Origin of the sequence: Stenotrophomonas terrae (assembly GCF_001431465.1) — a bacterium.
GTDB lineage: Bacteria > Pseudomonadota > Gammaproteobacteria > Xanthomonadales > Xanthomonadaceae > Stenotrophomonas > Stenotrophomonas terrae.
Genome location: NZ_LDJJ01000089.1, coordinates 1 through 17917, shown reverse-complemented (window position 1 = coordinate 17917; position 17917 = coordinate 1). Strand labels below are relative to the sequence as shown.

General features: G+C 64.0%; 18 protein-coding genes. 12 read left to right on the top strand and 6 right to left on the bottom strand.

Annotated features, from left to right (window positions below; all coding sequences use genetic code 11):
• Positions 1–2 precede the first annotated feature (2 nt).
• Positions 3–1058: a metal-dependent hydrolase gene (locus ABB27_RS18520; RefSeq protein WP_057630736.1), complete on the top strand. Its 1056-nt coding sequence runs from the start codon at positions 3–5 to the stop codon at positions 1056–1058.
• Here the strand turns inward: ABB27_RS18520 and ABB27_RS18515 are convergent.
• On the bottom strand, positions 1052–1873 hold the full coding sequence (locus ABB27_RS18515) for a methyltransferase domain-containing protein (RefSeq protein WP_057630735.1): 822 nt from the start codon (positions 1871–1873) through the stop codon (positions 1052–1054). The two genes, ABB27_RS18520 and ABB27_RS18515, sit on opposite strands and share 7 nt — an antisense overlap.
• Before the next feature lie 44 nt (positions 1874–1917).
• Positions 1918–2238 (bottom strand): hypothetical protein, encoded by a 321-nt coding sequence (locus tag ABB27_RS19860; RefSeq protein ID WP_152984687.1) that lies wholly within the window; start codon positions 2236–2238, stop codon positions 1918–1920.
• Between ABB27_RS19860 and ABB27_RS18510 the strand changes: the two genes are divergently transcribed.
• Complete coding sequence (locus ABB27_RS18510; RefSeq protein WP_057630732.1) at positions 2227–2826, top strand: nitroreductase family protein; 600 nt, start codon at positions 2227–2229, stop codon at positions 2824–2826. The genes ABB27_RS19860 and ABB27_RS18510 overlap by 12 nt on opposite strands.
• Positions 2827–3202: 376 nt before the next feature.
• On the opposite strand, the gene dusB is transcribed toward ABB27_RS18510, so the two are convergent.
• From dusB to ABB27_RS18495, 3 genes are all read right to left on the bottom strand, one after another.
• On the bottom strand, positions 3203–4201 hold the full coding sequence (dusB, locus tag ABB27_RS18505) for a tRNA dihydrouridine synthase DusB (protein WP_057630730.1): 999 nt from the start codon (positions 4199–4201) through the stop codon (positions 3203–3205).
• 213 nt (positions 4202–4414) lie between these two features.
• Positions 4415–5365 carry a ribokinase gene (locus ABB27_RS18500; protein WP_057630728.1) on the bottom strand — a complete coding sequence of 317 codons (951 nt, stop codon included), beginning with the start codon at positions 5363–5365 and terminating at the stop codon, positions 4415–4417.
• 87 nt (positions 5366–5452) lie between these two features.
• On the bottom strand, positions 5453–6751 hold the full coding sequence (locus ABB27_RS18495; RefSeq protein ID WP_057630726.1) for a NupC/NupG family nucleoside CNT transporter: 1299 nt from the start codon (positions 6749–6751) through the stop codon (positions 5453–5455).
• Between the two features lie 203 nt (positions 6752–6954).
• On the opposite strand from ABB27_RS18495, the gene ABB27_RS18490 reads away from it, so the two are divergent.
• The 4 genes from ABB27_RS18490 to ABB27_RS18475 all read left to right on the top strand — a co-directional run bounded on the left by ABB27_RS18490 (position 6955) and on the right by ABB27_RS18475 (position 11958).
• Complete coding sequence (locus tag ABB27_RS18490) at positions 6955–7926, top strand: potassium channel beta subunit family protein (protein ID WP_057630759.1); 972 nt, start codon at positions 6955–6957, stop codon at positions 7924–7926.
• A gap of 453 nt (positions 7927–8379) precedes the next feature.
• Entirely contained in the window at positions 8380–8574 is a 195-nt protein-coding gene (gene hemP, locus ABB27_RS18485) for a hemin uptake protein HemP (RefSeq protein WP_057630757.1), read from the top strand.
• Between the two features lie 162 nt (positions 8575–8736).
• The gene (locus tag ABB27_RS18480; RefSeq protein WP_057630724.1) at positions 8737–10941 is read left to right on the top strand and encodes a TonB-dependent hemoglobin/transferrin/lactoferrin family receptor; all 2205 of its coding nucleotides are present in this window, start codon (positions 8737–8739) and stop codon (positions 10939–10941) included.
• Between the two features lie 90 nt (positions 10942–11031).
• Positions 11032–11958, top strand: coding sequence for a DUF6607 family protein (locus ABB27_RS18475; RefSeq protein WP_057630722.1), 927 nt, complete (start codon positions 11032–11034; stop codon positions 11956–11958).
• 246 nt (positions 11959–12204) lie between these two features.
• Here ABB27_RS18475 and ABB27_RS18470 read toward each other — a convergent pair whose 3' ends face one another.
• Positions 12205–12558 (bottom strand): DMT family protein, encoded by a 354-nt coding sequence (locus ABB27_RS18470; RefSeq protein WP_057630755.1) that lies wholly within the window; start codon positions 12556–12558, stop codon positions 12205–12207.
• Between the two features lie 166 nt (positions 12559–12724).
• On the opposite strand from ABB27_RS18470, the gene ABB27_RS18465 reads away from it, so the two are divergent.
• The 6 genes from ABB27_RS18465 to ABB27_RS18440 all read left to right on the top strand — a co-directional run.
• Complete coding sequence (locus tag ABB27_RS18465) at positions 12725–13438, top strand: response regulator transcription factor (protein WP_057630720.1); 714 nt, start codon at positions 12725–12727, stop codon at positions 13436–13438.
• A 134-nt stretch (positions 13439–13572) separates the two neighbouring features.
• Positions 13573–14835, top strand: coding sequence for a sensor histidine kinase (locus ABB27_RS18460; protein WP_057630718.1), 1263 nt, complete (start codon positions 13573–13575; stop codon positions 14833–14835).
• A gap of 149 nt (positions 14836–14984) precedes the next feature.
• On the top strand, positions 14985–15365 hold the full coding sequence (locus tag ABB27_RS18455; protein WP_057630716.1) for a diacylglycerol kinase: 381 nt from the start codon (positions 14985–14987) through the stop codon (positions 15363–15365).
• A gap of 54 nt (positions 15366–15419) precedes the next feature.
• A complete protein-coding gene (locus ABB27_RS18450; protein ID WP_057630714.1) occupies positions 15420–16169 on the top strand; it encodes a TerC family protein in 750 nt (249 codons plus the stop codon).
• A gap of 286 nt (positions 16170–16455) precedes the next feature.
• Entirely contained in the window at positions 16456–17088 is a 633-nt protein-coding gene (locus tag ABB27_RS18445; protein ID WP_057630712.1) for a LemA family protein, read from the top strand.
• Positions 17089–17098: 10 nt separating this feature from the next.
• Positions 17099–17917 (top strand): TPM domain-containing protein (locus ABB27_RS18440; protein ID WP_083491386.1); only part of this gene is annotated, 819 nt, incomplete at its 3' end.

Sequence of the window (17917 nt, the reverse complement as noted above, 5' to 3'; positions counted from 1 at the left end):
GCATGGATTCCCTCAGCCAGATTGTTCTCGGTGGCGCCATTGCCGCCGCCATCACCCCCGCCGCCCATCGCCGTGCGGCCTTGCTTGCCGGTGCAGCGCTGGCGACCCTGCCGGATCTGGACGGGCTGCTGATCATGGCTTTCACCGACAACCCGGTGAGCCTGATGACGGTGCATCGCAGTTTCAGCCATTCGCTGTTCGTGCTGCCCTTGCTGGGCACGCTGATCTGGTGGCTGTACAAGCGCTTCGGCCATGGCCGGGTTGCGCAGGCGCCCGGGCGCTGGTGGTGGGCGATGGTGCTGGCCTTGGTGACGCATCCGCTGCTGGATGCCTTCACCGTTTACGGCACGCAGTTGTGGTGGCCGCTGACGCCGCCACCGACGATGTGGTCCAGCGTCTTCATCATCGATCCGCTATATACGATCTGGCTGCTGCTCGCCTGCGTGATCGCCTGGTTCGCCCGCGCCCGGCCATTGGCGCAACGCGCGCTGGTGGCGGGATTGGTGTTGAGCACGGGTTATCTGGGCTGGTCATTGATTGCCAAGGCGCAAGTCGATCGCGTTGCTGCACAGTCGTTGGCACATATGGGGTTGGCCGATGCGCCACGCTTCTCGGTGCCGATGCCGTTCAATACCTTGCTGTGGCGGGTGGTGGCGATGACCCCGCAGGGCTATGTGGTCGGTGATCGTTCGCTATGGGCCGATCACGGACCGATGCAGTTCCAGGGCTATCCGTCGAACGTGCAGGCCTTGCGCCAGGCCGGCGAGGTGCCAGCGGTACAGCGCCTGGACTGGTTCAACCACGGCTTCATGCGCGCGCAGGTAGTGGATGGCGAGCTGGTGCTCAGCGATCTGCGCATGGGGCTGGAGCCGGATTACAACTTCAACTTCGCCGTCGCCACCGAACGCGATGGCCAGTGGCAGGCGATGCCGCCACGGCAAGTGCAGCCTGCGTATCGGCAGGCCGGCAATCGCGATGTGCTCAAGCAACGCTTGGCGCAGATGTGGCAACGCATCTGGCGGGCACCGGCGAGCACCGGTGCCGCCAGCACTCAGTAGACCGTGGCGCGGGCCTGTACGAAGGAATAGAAGAACACCGCGTTGGGGTCGTTCTGCACCTGGGTGAATTCGCTGCGCATGCCCTCGACCGTGGCCTGGTCAACCTTGCCGGCCTCCAGCAGCTGCTCGGCCGCCGACAGCAGCAGTTCTTCCCATAGCGCGAACATCACCTTGCGTCGCGCCGGCTCGCGGTTGTCCAGGTGCACGGTCTTGGTCTGGGTCTGCACATCACGGAAGCCGCCGGCCAGCAGCAGGTTGCCGAGCTTCGCGCCGACAAACGGATCGCCACCGCTGTCGATCTGGAAATCATTGAAGGCCATCCAGTAACGCCACAGGTTGGGCGAGTAGGGATCCAGCAGGAAGGATGCATTCATCACCTCGGTGACGAATACCGGCGAACCGGGACTCAACACCCGCCGCACTTCGGCCAGGGCGCGGGCAGGCGAGGGCACGTGCTCCAGCACCCAGCACAGGAAGGCGCCATCGAAGCTGCGCGGCTCGAACGGCAGATCGGTGGCATTGGCGCGCTGGAACTCGACGCGCTCACGCAGCCACGGCATTTCCGCCAGATGGGCGTTGGCGGCGGCGAGCTGACGTTCGTTCAGATCGATGCCGGTGACCCGCAGGTCGGGGAAGCGACGCAGCAGGATTTCGGTCTGCGCGCCGACGCCGCTGCCTACTTCAAGGATATGGCGGGCATTGCGGAAATCGATGTCGTGGAAGATCGCCGGCTCAAACAGGCGCGCCTGTTTGCGCAGCCGGGTCTGTTCGGTTGCGGAGAAGCCATGCAGGTAGGGGAAGTCGTTGAGGGTCATAAAACGGTGTCGTTCAGTGATCGCACAAGTATCGCCAGCCGGTGTTACTGCGGCGCATGCGTAACGGAACCCAGTATTGCGGTGCCGCAGGCAATGTCGCTGCGGCGCGGGTTTGCGGGCAGCCGCTGCTGATCGCGATTGCTTATGGAAAGTGACGACTTTGGAATAAGGGTTTGGCGCGACTCTGCATCGGGCTTGTCCTGGCAGGTCGCGGCTTGGTGCACATTTGTTCCGAAATTGAAACGATTTATTGAAATATAAGTAATTGTTCTAAATTTGGTGGCAAATACAATGGGCGCCATCAAGCAAAGGCCGGCGCTGTTGCCGGTCAGCTTTCTCTTCAGGAAACGCCCATGAACAGCCAAGTCATCTCCCTGTACAAGAAACGCCGATCCCAGTACGCGCTGGGCAAGCAGCTGCCGATCAGCCAGGAAGACACCACCCAGCTGATCAAGCACGCCATGCGTGAAGCGCCGTCGGCCTTCAACGCCCAGTCCTCGCGCGCGCTGATCCTGTTTGGCGACCACAGCCAGAAGTTCTGGGAGCTGACCAAGGAAGAACTGCGCAAGATCGTACCGGCCGAGGGCTTTGCCGCCACCGAGGCCAAGCTCAACAGCTTTGCTGCCGGCGCTGGCACGGTGCTGTACTTCGTTGACACCGACGTGGTGAAGGGCCTGCAGGAGCAGTTCGCCCTGTATGCCGACAATTTCCCGGTGTGGGCCGAGCAGTCCAACGGCATGGCCCAGTTCGCGGTGTGGACCGCGTTGGCGGACGCCGGCGTAGGCGCCAGCCTGCAGCACTACAACCCGCTGGTCGACGAAATGGTGCGCAAGCACTGGGGCGTGAGCGGCAACTGGCAGCTGCGTGCGCAGATGCCGTTCGGCTCCAACGAAGCGGCCCCGGGCGAAAAGACCTTCATGGAAGATGAAGCCCGCTTCAAGGTTTTCGGCTGATCCACGCCGGCGCGGTTCTCTCCCCGCGCGCCAATGGCAGTCGAATGGGCTCACCGGCTAACGCCGGTGAGCCCTTTTTGTAGTGCCGAGCCATGCTCGGCAGAGGCTTTATGCATAAATCCAAATGTTGCCGGTAAGTCCCCAGCCGAGCATGGCTCGGCTCTACAGAAGCTTAGATTGCGTAGTGCCGAGCCATGCTCGGCAGAGGCTTTATGCATAAATCCAAATGTTGCCGGTAAGTCCCCAGCCGAGCATGGCTCGGCTCTACAGAGGCGGGGCTGCGTAGTGCCGAGCCATGCTCGGCAGAGGCTTCATGCACAGTCCAGACGTCGCCGGTAACGCCCCAGCCGAGCATGGCTCGGCTCTATAGGTGGCGTCAGGCCGTTTGCTGCATGCCTGCGGTTTCACCCGCTATCAGTGCATCGAAATAGTCGCGGGTCAGGCGTATCTGCGCGTCTGCGCTTTCCGCTGCATTGACCACCACGCGGAAGGCGGCGTTCTCGGGCCGGTCCTTGGCATACCAGCCCAGGTGCTTGCGAGCGATGCGCACGCCCTGCGGTTCGCCGTAGAAGGCGTGCAGGTCGTTGAGGTGGCCGAGCAGAATGTCGCGCACTTCCTCCACCGAGGGCGGCGGCAGCTCCTCGCCGGTGGCCAGGTAGTGGGCGATTTCGCGGAAGATCCACGGCCGGCCCTGTGCGGCACGGCCCACCATCACCGCGTCGGCGCCGGTGAGCTTGAGGACCTGTTCGGCCTTGCGTGGTGAATCCACATCGCCATTGGCCAACACCGGAATCTTCAGGATCGCCTTGATCGCGGCGATGGTCTCGTATTCGGCTACACCGGTGTAGTGCTGGTCGCGGGTGCGGCCATGGATGGCCAGCGCGGCGATGCCACTGTCCTCGGCGATGCGGGCGATGGTCGGCGCATTGCGCACATCGGCGCACCAGCCGGTGCGGATCTTCAGCGTGACCGGCACATCAACGGCGTTGACCACTGCTTCAAGGATGCGCGCCACCAAGGCTTCGTCGCGCATCAAGGCCGAGCCAGCCCAGGCGTTGCACACCTTCTTGGCCGGGCAACCCATATTGATGTCGATGATCTGCGCGCCGTTGTCCACGTTGTAGCGCGCGGCCTCGGCCAGCTGCTGCGGCTCGGTCCCGGCAATCTGCACACTGATCGGTGCCGGCTCGCCGGCATGGTCCATGCGGTGGAGCGATTTGCGGGTATTCCAGAAGCGCGGGTCGCTGATGGTCATTTCCGAGGCGGCCAAGCCCGCGCCCAGCCGTTTGCACAGCTGACGGAAGGGCTTGTCGGTGACGCCGGCCATGGGCGCGAGCACCACATTGGGTGCAATGGTGTAGGGGCCGATCTGCATGGGCGGTATTGTACGGCGCTGGCTGCAACCCAGGCTGTAGGAGCGGCGTCAGCCGCGAAGCTGGGAGTGCTTGAAAGGCTGTAGAGCCTACCCCACCCCAACCCTCCCCTGCTTCGCAAGGGAGGGAGCAAAGCCGTGAAGCCGGGAGTACTTGAAAGGCCGTAGGCCTACTCATCCCCAACCTCCCTTGCTGCGCAAGGGAGGGAGCACACCTCAGGCGTCGGCCGGGGTCATTTTCGGCATCGACAGGGCGGCGCCTTCGCTCTCGGTGGAGCGGGCGGCGTACTGGTTGGCGAAGCGAACGTGCTTGATGAACGAAGCCTCCGGCGCCTGTGCCAGCGAGGCGGCCAGGGCGCCGTTGAAGGCATCGCCGGCGCCGGTGGTGTCCACCACCTGCACCGATTCGGCGGCCACCCGGTAGTAGGGCTGGCTGTCGCTGCGCAGCTTGTCTTCATCGTGCGAGACAAACACGCCGACCGCACCCAGGGTCACCACCACGGTGTTGCCGGACAGCTTGCGGCACAGCGCATGCAGGCTGGCGCCATCCAGCGTTGCCACGTCGTCGGCCTCGATGCGCTCGCCGACATGGCGGCCCAGCAGGGCGGCAAACTCGGTTTCGTTCGGGGTCAGCACATCGGCCAGCTTGAGCAGGCTGATGGTGGACGGGGCATTGGCCGGGGCGGCGTTGAGCATGGTCAGCACGCCGGCCTCGCGGGCCTGCGCCAACGTAGCTTCGATGGTTTCCACCGGCGACTCCAGCTGTGCCAGCAGCACCTTGGCGCCGCTGATCAGCGCAGCGTTGGCGGTGACGAAATCGGTGCTCAGCGAGGCATTGGCACCGGCGCCGATCACGATCGAATTGCGGCCACGGCCATCGACGTAGATGCCGGCGGTGCCGGTGGGTTCGTCGCTGGCTTCGGCCACCAGCGCGATGCCGTCGGCAGCAGCCAGCTGACGGGCGAGGTCGCCACCGGCATCAGCACCCAGCGCGCAGACAAAACTGGTCTGCGCACCGGCGCGCTGCGCGGCAACGGCCTGGTTGAAGCCCTTGCCGCCGGGGCCGGTGCTGTAACGGCCAGCAATGGTCGCTCCCGGTGCGGGCAGGGCGTCGCAGCGCCAGACGTGATCGACATTGAAGGAACCAGCAACGACAACAGAACTCATGGAATCTACGTCTCTAAGGTGGCGATGAAGCAGTAGCGGCGATGGTGCTGCCGAATTGAATCAACAGGAGTGGTTCTACAGCGTGGATCAACTGAAATGGGTCAGTACGCCGGCGATGGTGGCGGTCATCAAGGTGGCAATGGTGCCGCCCAGGACTGCCCGCAGGCCGAACTTTGCCAGGTCCTGGCGACGGTCCGGGGCGAGCCCGCCGATGCCGCCGATCTGGATGGCGATGGAGCTGAAGTTGGCGAAACCGCACAGGGCGTAAGTGGCGATCAGGCGGCCTTCTTCACTCAGGCTGACGCCAGGCACATTGCCCTTGATGATCTCCGACAGATCCATGTAGGCGACAAATTCGTTGATCACGACCTTCTGGCCAATCAGCGAACCGACGGTGGTGGCGTCAGCCCACGGCGTGCCGATCACCCAGGCGATCGGTGCCAGCACGTAACCGAAGATGGTGGCCAGGTTGGTCGGCTTGCCGATGGCGGCAGCCAGGCCGGTGATGTCACCGATCCAGGTCAGCGGCGCATTGAGCAGGGCGATCAGGGCGATGAAGGCCAGCAGCATGGCGCCGATGTTCAGCGCAAGACGCAGGCCGTCACCGGCGCCGGCAGCGGCTGCGTCGATGATGTTGGAGGAGGTCTTTTCAACTTCCATCTTGACCGTGCCGCGGGTCAGCGGCGTGCCGGTTTCCGGCACCAGCAGCTTGGCGACCACCAGCGTGGCCGGTGCGGCCATGATCGAAGCGGCCAGCAGATGCTTGGCGTAGAAGGCCTGCGCGGCCGGGTCACCGCCGCCGAGCATGCCGACGTAGGCAGCCAGCACGCCGCCGGCGATATGCGCCATGCCGCCGATCATCATGGTGATCAGTTCGGACTGGGTCATCTTGGAGATGTACGGGCGCACGGTCAGCGGCGCCTCGGTCTGGCCGATGAAGACGCTGGCGCAGACGCTGGTGGTTTCCGCACCGGACACGCGCATCACCTTGGTGATGGCGGCCGCCATGACCCGCACGATGGCCTGCATAACGCCCAGGTGGTACATCACGCCCATCAGCGCCGAGAAGAAGATGATGGTCGGCAGCACCTGGAAGGCGAAGATGAAGCCGTACTTGGGAATGTCCATCAAGCTGCCGAAAATGAAGTTGGAACCTTCATTGACGAAGCTCAGGATCTTGACGAAACCCTTGCCCAGCCAGTCGAACACGTCACGACCGCCCGGTACCAGCAGCACCAGCGCGGCAAAAGCGATCTGCAGGGTGATACCCGTGGCAACCAGCTTCCAGTCAACGGCTTTCTTGTTATTGGAGAACAGCCAGGTGATGCCCAAAAGCACCGCCAGGCCGAACAGGCCGAAGCCGATTCTGCCCAAACCTTCGAACATGAGTAATCCCCGGGCGTACCCGCAAAAGACGCAAGCCTAGAGCAGCGGCTGATGCCGGGCAAGAATATACATGGCATGAGCCTGCAATTACGGCGAATGCGCCGGTATCGGCAAGGTCCGTGGGGCGGCCCGATGCGCAGTCAGGGTTACACTGGCCGCCAATCTGCGCGAATGGCGCGCAGGGTCCTATGTTGGAGCCAGCCATGCAATACCGTCGTCTCGGGTCGTCCGGCCTGCAGCTGTCCGCCTTGTCGTTTGGTGCCTGGGTGACCTTTGGCAGCCAGATCGGGCGGGACGAATCGCGCAACCTGATTGCGGCGGCCTGGGACAACGGGGTCAACTTCTTCGACAACGCCGAGGGCTATGCCAAGGGCCGCGCCGAAGAGGTGATGGGCGACGTGATTGCCGACCTGCGCCTGCCGCGCGACGGCTATTGCGTGTCGTCCAAGGTGTTCTTCGGCTCGGCCGAGGAGCCGGCGCCGACCCAGCGCGGGCTGTCGCGCAAGCATGTCACCGATGCCTGCCACGCCGCGCTCAAGCGCCTGCGGGTGGACTATCTGGATCTGTACTACTGCCATCGCCCGGACGCGGAGACGCCGATCAGCGAAACCGTGCTGGCCATGGATACCCTGGTCCGTCAGGGCAAGGTCCTGTACTGGGGCACCTCGGAGTGGTCGGGCGCGCAGATTGCCGAGGCGGTGGCCTTTGCCCGTGCCAACCACCTGTACGCGCCGAGCATGGAGCAGCCGCAATACAACCTGTTGCACCGCAGCCGGGTGGAGCGCGAGTACGCGCCGCTGTATGCCGACGCAGGCCTGGGCACCACCATCTGGTCGCCGCTGGCCTCGGGTCTGTTGACCGGCAAGTACAACGACGGCATCGCTGAAGATTCGCGTCTTGGCCAGTCCTCGCTGGGCTGGCTGCAGGCCTCGGTGCTGGGCGAACCGGCGGATGATCGGCTGGGCAAGGTGCGTCGTTTCACCGCGCTGGCGGCCGAGTTGGGCGAATCGCCGGCGCAGCTGGCCATTGCCTGGTGCCTGCGCAACCCGCAGGTATCCAGCGTGATCCTGGGCGCAAGCCGGGTGTCGCAGTTGGAAGAGAACCTGCGCGCGCTCGACGTGCTGGCTCGGGTGGAAGAGGGCGCCTGGCAGCAGATCGAGGCGATTTTCGCCTGAGCCGGTTGTAGGAGTGGCGTGAGCCGCGAAGCCGGTGTCGCGTCAGTGCACACATGTGGGCGATTTCGGCAGGCTGTACCAGTGCTTGAAGGGTGCTGGTAGAGCCCCTGCCGAGCATGGCTCGGCACTACAGGGCTGATGGGCTTCTGCGCTTTTTGTGTGGGAGCGGCGTGAGCCGCGAAGCCAGGGCGCTATCAACGCGCATCGATGCCTGTGATTACAACGCAGTTGGCGGCCTTGGTTTTGCGGGTTTGCCAAGTCTGGAGGGGCGCTGGTGAAGGCCCCTGCCGAGCATGGCTCGGCACTACAGGTACAGGGGCCGATGGGCTGCCGCGTTTTGTAGGAGCGGCGTCAGCCGCGAAGTCGGTGTGGCGAGCAGAGGATGCAAATAGTTCTTGCATCGTTGTTGAGAATCATTATCATCAACTCCGTCCCCAGCACGGAATCACGATGATGTCGGCTCAACCCGTTCTGCTACGCCCGCGTACCCTCCACCTGCCGCAGCGCCCGGTCCAGTTGTTGCCGGCCGATAGCGTTGTCGATAGCGGTGCCTTGCTCAAGGGGCAGCGCGAGATCGTCATCCAGCACGGCGACAAATTCTATCGCCTGCGCCATACCAGCAACGACAAGCTGATTCTTACCAAGTAAGCAGCAGCACGCATTCCCGGCCGCATTCGCCGCCAGCCGGCGCGTTACCGCGCCACGCCCGCCTGAATCGCAAAGCTCTCTCCCCCCTTGGCTACAGCCGGGTCGCAGTCGCGGCCCGGCTGCCTGCCAGGGGCTTTGTTCACTTGATGATTCCAGGCTTCCATGATCCGTCCAACTGTCTTGAGCGCTGCCCTGTGGGCGGTGCTGTCTTCCGCGCACGCTGAAAACGTGGCTGCTCCCGTGGCGCAGGAGTTTGATCGCGTCCAGGTCACCGCTACCCGCACCGAGCGCGCGCTCGGCGATGTCGCCGCCACGGTCGATGTGATCGATCGCGAGCAGCTCGACAAGCAGTTGGCCAACGATATCGCTGACCTGGTGCGTTACGAGCCGGGCGTGTCGGTCACCCGCAGCGCCACCCGCTTTGGTCTGGGTGGTTTCCGCATCCGCGGCCTGGACGCCAACCGCGTGCTGATCCAGACCGACGGCATCGCCATGCCGAAAAGTTTCAACATCGGCAGCTTCGCCAACAGCAGCCGCAACTTCACCGATCTGGAAACGCTCAAGCGGGTGGAGATCGTGCGCGGCCCGGCCAGCTCCCTGTATGGCTCCGATGCGTTGGGCGGTGTGGTGGCCTTCGTCACCAAGGACCCTGCGGATTATCTGAAGGACGGCAAGGACAGCTATGTTGGCCTGAAGTTCGGCTACGACGGCGACTGGAAAGGGCTGCTGGGCAGCGTGACCACGGCCTTTGGCGGTGAGCACTGGAGCGGCATGGTCAACGTCAACCATCACCAGGGTCAGGAGACCGTCAACAAGGGTGATGTGCGCACGCAGGACTACACCCGGACCGCGCCCAATCCGCAGGAGCGCGATGGCCGCAGCGTGCTGGCCAAGCTGGTCTATGCCGTGGATGAAAGCCAGCGTTTCCGCTTGACCGTGGAAGGCAACGAGGACACGACCGATACCGATGTGTATTCGGCGGTCAATGCCGGCCATCCAGTGGCGGCCTCGCGTACCACCACCGACATGACCGCGCATGACAAGCAGAGCCGCACGCGGCTGTCCTTCGCCCATGAAATGGATGCGCTGGACGCTGCCTTTGCCGACAGCCTGAACTGGCAGATCTACAGCCAGAACAGCGAAACCACCCAGATCACCAACGAAGGCCGCAGCAACGGCAGCCGCCGTCATCGTGGCTTCCATTTCGACCAGCGGGTCAGCGGTGCGCAGCTGCAGTTCAACAAGCGCCTGCAGTCGGGCGGCGTCGAACACGCGCTGACCTGGGGCTTCGATGGTGCACTGACAGACATCCGCCAGAAGCGCGATGGCTACCAGGTGCTGGCCAATGGCAACATCAGTTCCAATATCTCGCCGGACAATTTCCCGGTGCGCGATTTCCCGATCAGCAAGACCACCGAGCTCGGCCTGTACGCGCAGGATGAAATGCGCCTGGCCGATGGCCGGCTGTCGCTGGTGCCAGGCCTGCGCGTGGATCATTACCGGCTCAAGCCCGAGCTGGACAGCATCTTCAGCGAAGACAACCCGGACATGGCGGTGGCCTCGCTGACCAAGACCAGCGTCTCGCCCAAGCTGGGCATGGTGTGGCGCTTCGATGAGCAATGGTCGCTGTTTGCCGGTTACGCGCACGGCTTCCGTTCGCCGCCGTACAACGACGTCAATCTGGGCTTCACCAACCTGATGTTCGGCTACACCGCCATTCCCAACCCGGACCTGAAGCCGGAAACCAGCAACGGCCTGGAACTGGGCGTGCGCTACGTCAGCCCGGTGGCTTACATGAGTGTCAGCGGCTATTGGAATGATTACCGCGACTTCATCGAATCGCAGCGCTATGTGGGCGTCAACGCGCAGGGCCTGATGGTGTTCCAGTCGCAGAACATCGCCGATGCGCGCATCTACGGCGCCGAGTTGAAGGCCGGTGTTGATTTCGGCCAGCTCAGCGATGCCTTGCAGGGCTGGGGCCTGCGTGGCGCGGTGGCTTGGGCGCATGGCCAGAACCGTACCGAGGACGTCCCGCTGGATTCGGTGGATCCGCTGCGCGGCACCGTCGGTCTGATGTATGACCGCGACGACTGGGGCGTGGAGCTGGCCGGTACTTTTGCCCGGCGCAAGGACCGTGTCGCCGCTGCCACCGCCTACCGTCCGGCCGGCTATGGCGTACTGGACCTGATGGCGCATTGGCAGTTCGCGCCGGGCGCCAAGTTCAATGTCGGCGTGTTCAACCTGGCTGATCGCAATTACATCGATTGGTCCAGCATCACCTCCACGTTGGCGGCCAACAGCAGCGTGATCGATCGCTACAGCAACCCGGGCCGCACGGTTTCGGCCAGCGTCTCGGTGTCCTGGTAAGCAGCAACGTTAGCGGTTCCTCCAGGAGCCGGCGAAGGACCGCATCTTGGCCATGGACGGCCATCCCTTTCATCGACATAAGGAACACCCATGAAGCTGCTCCACGCCAGCCTGCCGCTGCTGTTTTTTGTCAGCACCGCCGCCAGCGCCGCCACTGCCGACATTGCCCGTGATCACGACAGCATCCTGAAGATGCAAGGCGAGTACACGGTGGATTTCGCCTTCGACGAGACCGTGCTGCTCAAGCCCGGCTACGAGCGTGCAGCGGCGATGCGCAGCGGCGGTGATGAAGTGGTGATCGTGGTTGAAGACACGCCGCGCCGCATCGTGCTGCAGCATCTGCTGGTGGATACCAAGAGCGGCCACGTCACCAAGCATTGGCGCCAGGACTGGGTCTACGAGGCGCCGCAGCGTTTCGAGTTCAGCGCTGACCAGACCTGGACCGTGCGCGCCATCCCGGCAGCGCTCAACCAGGGCGCGTGGACGCAGTGCGTCTACGAAGTCAGCGATGCGCCACGTTACTGTGGCACTGGCCGCTGGAGCTATAACAACAACGTACCGACCTGGACCAGCGATCTGAGCTGGCGGCCGCTGCCGCGCCGCGAATATACCCGCCGCAGCGATTACAACGCGCTGGCGGTGGTGAACCAGCACACACTCACGCCGAACGGTTGGACCCATGAGCAGTTCAATACCAAGGTGCAGCGCAATGCCGACGGCAGCCAGGTGGAGATTGCACGCGAGTTCGGTTTCAACGATTACATCAAGACCACGGAAGTGAACTTCAAGCCTGCACGCGACTACTGGGCTGCCACTGCACCGTTCTGGGCGCAGGTGCGCCAACGCTGGGACGGTTTCCTTGGCCAAGCGCCGGGCGTGCACCTGAAGACCAAGCTTGATGGCTTGGCGATGATCATGCCGCTGTTCCAGCAGGCTGAAGAAATTCAAGGCGGCGCAGCGCTGGATACCGGCAAGATCGACGTGGTGTTCGCCAAGTATGTGGAAGCCGCCAAGTAAGTTGGCCGTGCCCGGCTTTTTTGTGGGGGCGGCGTGAGCCGCGAAGTTACTGCGACATCAGAGGGCGAGAGCCAACCCCTCCCAACCCTCCCCTTGGCTTCGCCAACGGGAGGGAGCAGAACTGTAGGAGCGGCGTCAGCCGCGAAGCCGATGATCGATCAGGTCGCCGATAGAGCCGCGACCGCATTGACGCCAGCTTCGCGGCTGACGCCGCTCCCACATCCTTCATGCAAAGACGCGCCGGCCTTACTCCTTGAACATCAGCAGAGCGGCCAGCAGGATCAGCGCGAACGCCGCCCAGTGGTTCCACTTCAGCGGTTGCCCCAGATAGGTGGCAGAAAACACTGCGAACACCACCAGGGTAATCACTTCCTGCATGCCCTTGAGCTGCGGCGCCGAGTACACCGCGCTGCCCATGCGGTTGCCGGGCACCTGCAGGCAATACTCGAAGAAAGCGATGCCCCAACTGATCAGTATCACTGTCATCAGCGGCGCGGTCTTGAACTTCAGGTGGCCATACCAGGCCACGGTCATGAACACGTTGCTGGCAACCAGCAGCAGTACCGGGTACAGATAGGCGGTAAAGGACGGGGCGACCATATCCAGTTTCATCAGTGCGGGCCGCTAGCATAGGCTTGGGCGAAGCAGAACTTTCAGTCTGGCCAATAAGTTACATGCGCAACCAGTTTGCGACTGATGCGCGTCTTCACACGGAATCCACCAGCAGTGCGGCATCTTTCACAAAGCTGAAGACTAAGGAGGCTCCATGCGACAGACAAAGGAATCGTCCGGATTGGTACTGGTCGTCGAGGACAACCGCAATATCTCCGAGATGATTGGCGAATATCTGGAAGGCAAGGGGTTCGAGGTGGACTACGCAGCCGATGGCCTTGATGGCTACCGGCTCGCCGCCGAGAACAGTTACGACGTTGTGGTGCTGGACCTGATGCTGCCGCGATTGGACGGCATCGAAGTGTGCCGGCGCCTGCGCAACGAAGCCCGCAAGTCCACCCCGGTGCTGATGCTCACCGCACGTGACACCCTGGACGACAAGCTCACCGGCCTGGGTTACGGCGCCGATGACTACCTGACCAAACCCTTCGCGATCCAGGAGCTGGAAGCCCGGCTGCGCGCGCTGATCCGGCGTGAGCGGCGCCAGGTAGGTGCCGAGGTGCTGAAAGTGGCCGATCTGGTGCTGGACCCGGTAAGCATGCGCGCCACCCGCGCCGGCAGCGAACTGCAGCTCTCGCCGATCGGCCTGCGCCTGCTGACCATCCTGATGCGCGAATCGCCGCGGGTGGTGACCCGGCAGGAGATCGAGCGCGAGATCTGGGGCAACGGCCTGCCGGACTCGGACACCCTGCGCAGCCATCTGTACAACCTGCGCAAGATCATCGACAAGCCGTTTGACCGGCCCTTGCTGCACACCGTGCAGAGCGCGGGCTACCGGATTGCCGACATCGGCCAGTCAATGGGCTGATCGGCAGCCGCGTAAGAGGTGGCTGGACCTGAAAACCGCCGCAGAACATGAGTTGCGGCGGTTTTTTTGTGCCAGGTATTACTGCGGCAGCGCCGGTTCAGTCCCTATAATCACGCGGGCTTCGAGGGGGGCGCATGCCGTACGGTTTACCGCGCAAGATCAGGAAGGCATTCATCGTGCAGGCGCTGCTGGCGAGTCTGGCCGTGCTGCTGGGCGGCTATCTGATGGCGCTGGTGCTCAAGTACGGCCTGCTCAACGCGCTCCTGCACAAGGAGGCGGAGTACTACTGGCAGCAGCACGCACTGTCGCCGGGCCTGGCCCCGCCCAATACCCACAACATCCGTGGCTATCTGCAGCCTGCCGGGCAGGCACCGGCGACGGTGCCCGAGCCGCTGCGCGGGTTGGCACCTGGTTTCCACGAACTGCGGTCTTCCGACGAACTGGTGCTGGTCGACCAGCAGGCAGACGAACGCCTGTACCTGGTGTTCCAGCGTTCGCCGGCACATCGGGTGGTGTTCTGGTTCGGCGTCCTGCTGATCTTGCTGGCCATCCATGCGGTGTCCTGGCTGACCTACCGCGCTTCCTCGCGGCTGGTGGCGCCGGTAAGTTGGCTGGCGCGGAAGGTGTCGCTATGGGACCCGCGCCATCCCGACGCTGCCGAGCTGGCGCCTGAGCGCCTGCCGCCCGAAGTGCAGGGCGAGACCCGGCAGCTGGCGCTGGCCCTGCACCGGATGGCCGGCAAGGTCACCGATCACGTTGCCCGTGAGCGCAATTTCACCCGCGACGCCAGTCACGAGCTGCGCACTCCGCTGACCGTGATCCGCATGGCCAGTGACATGGCCCTGGCCGATTCCGGCCTGACCCCGCGGCTGCAGCGCAGCCTGCAGCGGATCCAACGGGCAGGGCGCGACATGGAGGCGGTGATCGACGCCTTTCTATTGCTGGCGCGCGAAGTGGATGTGGAGCCGCAGTCGGAGCTGTTCGATGTCGGCGAGGTGGTGCGCTACGAAGCCGCCAACGTCGAGGAACTGCTGCAGGGCAAGTCGGTGCAGCTGCGGGTGCTGGTCGAAGGCAATCCGATGCTGATGGCGCCGCCGCGGGTGATGCATGTGGTGGTGGCCAACCTGCTGCGCAATGCCTGCCTGTATACCGACGCCGGTGAGGTGGAAGTGCGGGTGACGGCCGAGCAGGTGGTGGTCCGCGATACCGGCATTGGCATGAGCCACGAGACACTGGCGCGGATTTTCGAACCCTTCTACCGGGCCGACGGCGGCCGCCAGCAGGGGGTGGGGCTGGGCCTGCCAATCGTGCGCCGGCTGTGTGAACGCTGCGGTTGGCGGATTGAGCTGGAGAGCCGTGAAGGGCAGGGGACTACGGCAACCCTGCACTATCGCTGAGGCGCTGGGCCAGAGCTGGGCGGCGGAAAGCAAAGGCCAGATGTGGCAAAATTGGCGGCTAATCTCACGCTACCGGTGTCATTCCATGAGGGGTTCTTCAGGCTCCAAGCTGTCGTTCGGCCGTAATCGGGCAGCTGGCAAGGTGTCGCATGGCTGACGAAATCGGGCATATGCCGCGCGGCCCGGCGCGGATCCTCAAGGCTGCCAAATGGTCCTGGCAGGGCCTGTGTGCGGCGTGGATGCATGAATCCTCGTTCCGGCTGGAAGTCTGCATGTTTGTCGTGTTGGCACCGCTGGCGCTGTGGCTGGGCCAGAATCCGGTGGAACAGATACTGCTGATCGGCTCGATGCTGCTGGTGATCGCCATGGAGTTGGCCAATTCGGCCATCGAGGCGGTGATCGAGCGCTATGGCCCGGAATACCACGTGCTGGCCGGACGCGCCAAGGACATGGGCTCGGCGGCGGTGTTCGTGCTGATGATGAATGTGCTGCTGTGCTGGGGCCTGATTATGCTGCCGCGCGTTTTTTGACAAGTCAGCTGCCGGGTGGCGCTGACGTAATGGTTTTATTGAAGGATTGATCGCATGTCTTTTGAGTTTCTTGCCGACCCGAACGTCTGGGTCACCCTGTTCATGCTCAGCGCACTGGAAATCGTGCTCGGTATCGACAACCTGGTCTTCATCTCCATCGCGGTAGGCCGCCTGCCGGAAGAAAAGCGCCCGCTGGCGCGCCGGGTCGGCATCGCGGTGGCCTGTATCACCCGCATCATGCTGCTGATCTCGCTGGCCTACCTGGCGCACATGGAGAACAACCTGTTCACCGTGGCCGGCATGGGTATTTCCATCCGTGACCTGGTGCTGGTGGTGGGTGGCCTGTTCCTGCTCTACAAGGGCATCAAGGAAATCCGCGAGCTGGTCAGTGGTGGCGAAGATGCCGACCCGACCACCACCAAGGCGACCGCGAGCTTCGGCATGGTGATCGCGCAGATCGCGGTGATCGACATCGTGTTTTCGCTGGACTCGGTGATCACCGCCGTCGGCATTGCCGACCACGTGCCGGTGATGGTCTGTGCGGTGCTGCTGTCGGTGGCGGTAATGCTGCTGGCGGCCAACCCGCTGGGCCGCTTCATCGATGCCAACCCGACCGTAAAGTTGCTGGCGCTGGCCTTCATCCTGCTGGTCGGTGCGGTGCTGGTGCTGGACGGCCTGGACGTGCACGTGCCCAAGCCTTACATCTATGCCGCGATGGGTTTCTCGGTGCTGGTGGAATGGCTGAACCTGCTGATGCGCCGCAACGCCAAGGCGCACCACATCCCGGGTTCGGACAACTGGTAAGCGTGCAGCGGGCCGGCATTGTCGGCTGCTGAAAGGACCCGAAGGGCCGGCTCTGCCGGCCCTTTGTCTTTTGTAGCCCGGGTAAGCGCAGCGCACCGGGGGCGCATCTTGTGGTCCTTCCGGGCTCGCGCCGACCGCCCCGGGTGCGCTGCGCTTACCCGGGCTACGCGGTGCTCTGGCCGACGACCCGATCCGAACGGGCCGGTGCTCACGCTAGATGCGTCTTTGCATACCTTGAACAGGCAACGTGGCATGCTCGGCATTCCCGCCATCCAGGGTCCGACCCATGCGCCAGTACCTTCGCCTGATGTTGCTTGTCATTGCGGTGATATCCATTTCCGGCTGTGGCTACAACGCCATCCAGCAGAAGGACGAGGCGGTCAAGGCCGGCTGGTCGGAGGTGGTCAACCAGTACAAGCGCCGCGCCGATCTGATTCCCAACCTGGTCAATACCGTGCAGGGCTACGCCCAGCAGGAACGGCAGGTGCTGACCGAGGTCACCAACGCCCGCGCCAAGGTCGGGCAGATCCAGGTCAACGCCGACGATGCCGATTCGCTCAAGCAGTTCCAGCAGGCCCAGGGCGAGCTGGGCAGCGCGCTGTCGCGGCTGCTGGTGGTCAGCGAGAACTACCCGACGCTGAAGTCGGACCAGAACTTCCGTGACCTGCAGGCGCAGCTGGAAGGCACCGAGAACCGCATCACCGTGGCCCGCGGCCGCTACATCCAGCTGGTGCAGGACTACAACACCTACATCCGCTCGTTCCCGCAGGTGATCACCGCCAAGATGTTCGGCTACGCGGCCAAGCCCAACTTCACCGTCGACAACGAGGCGCAGATCGCACAGCCCCCGACCGTGAGCTTTGGTACCCAGCCGGCCGCGCCGCAGCAGACGCCGCCGCAGCCCGCACCGGCACAGTGAGCCGCGCGCGATGAGCGCGATGCTGCAGCGCTTGGGCCTGTTGCTATGCCTGCTCGGCCTGGGCTGGGCGGGCGCGTTGCAGGCCCAACAACTGGCGCCGATTCCGCCGCTGGATTCGCCGGTGGTCGATACCACCGGCACCCTGGATGCGGCGCAGAAGCAGGCGCTGGAGCAACAGGCGCTGGCCCTGCAGCAGCGCAAGGGCGCGCAGCTGCAGGTGCTGATCGTGCCGACCACCCAGCCGGAGGACATCGCCCAGTACAGCACGCGGGTCTTCGACCAGTGGGCGATCGGCCGCAAGGGCGTGGATGACGGCGTGCTGCTGCTGGTGGCCAAGGATGACCGGCGGGTGCGGATCGAGCCCGGCTACGGCCTGGAAGGTGCCATCCCCGATGCCATCGCCAACCGGGTGATCCAGGAGTACCTAGTACCGCATTTCCGCCAGAACGATTACGCCGGCGGCATCACCGCCGCCAGCGGGGTGCTGGTCAAGATCATCGATGGCGAGGAACTGCCGGCGCCGGTCAGCAGCAACCGCGATGGTGGTGGCAGCGGCGGCGGGGATTCGATCTTCATGTTCGCGATTATGATTGGTGTGGTTGCCGCCACCTTCATGCGCGTGTTGCTGGCCAAGCTGCCACGGCCGATACGTGGTCTGGTCGCCGGGCTGGTTGCCGGTGCCGGCGGTTGGTTGCTGTTGTCGGTGTTCGGTGGCGGCCTGGCTGCGCTGGTGGCGTTCGTGTTTTCCTTCGCCAGGGGCTCCAGCGGTGGTTTTGCCAGCGGCGGTGGCTGGGGCGGCGGAGGCGGCTTCGGAGGCGGAGGCGGAGGT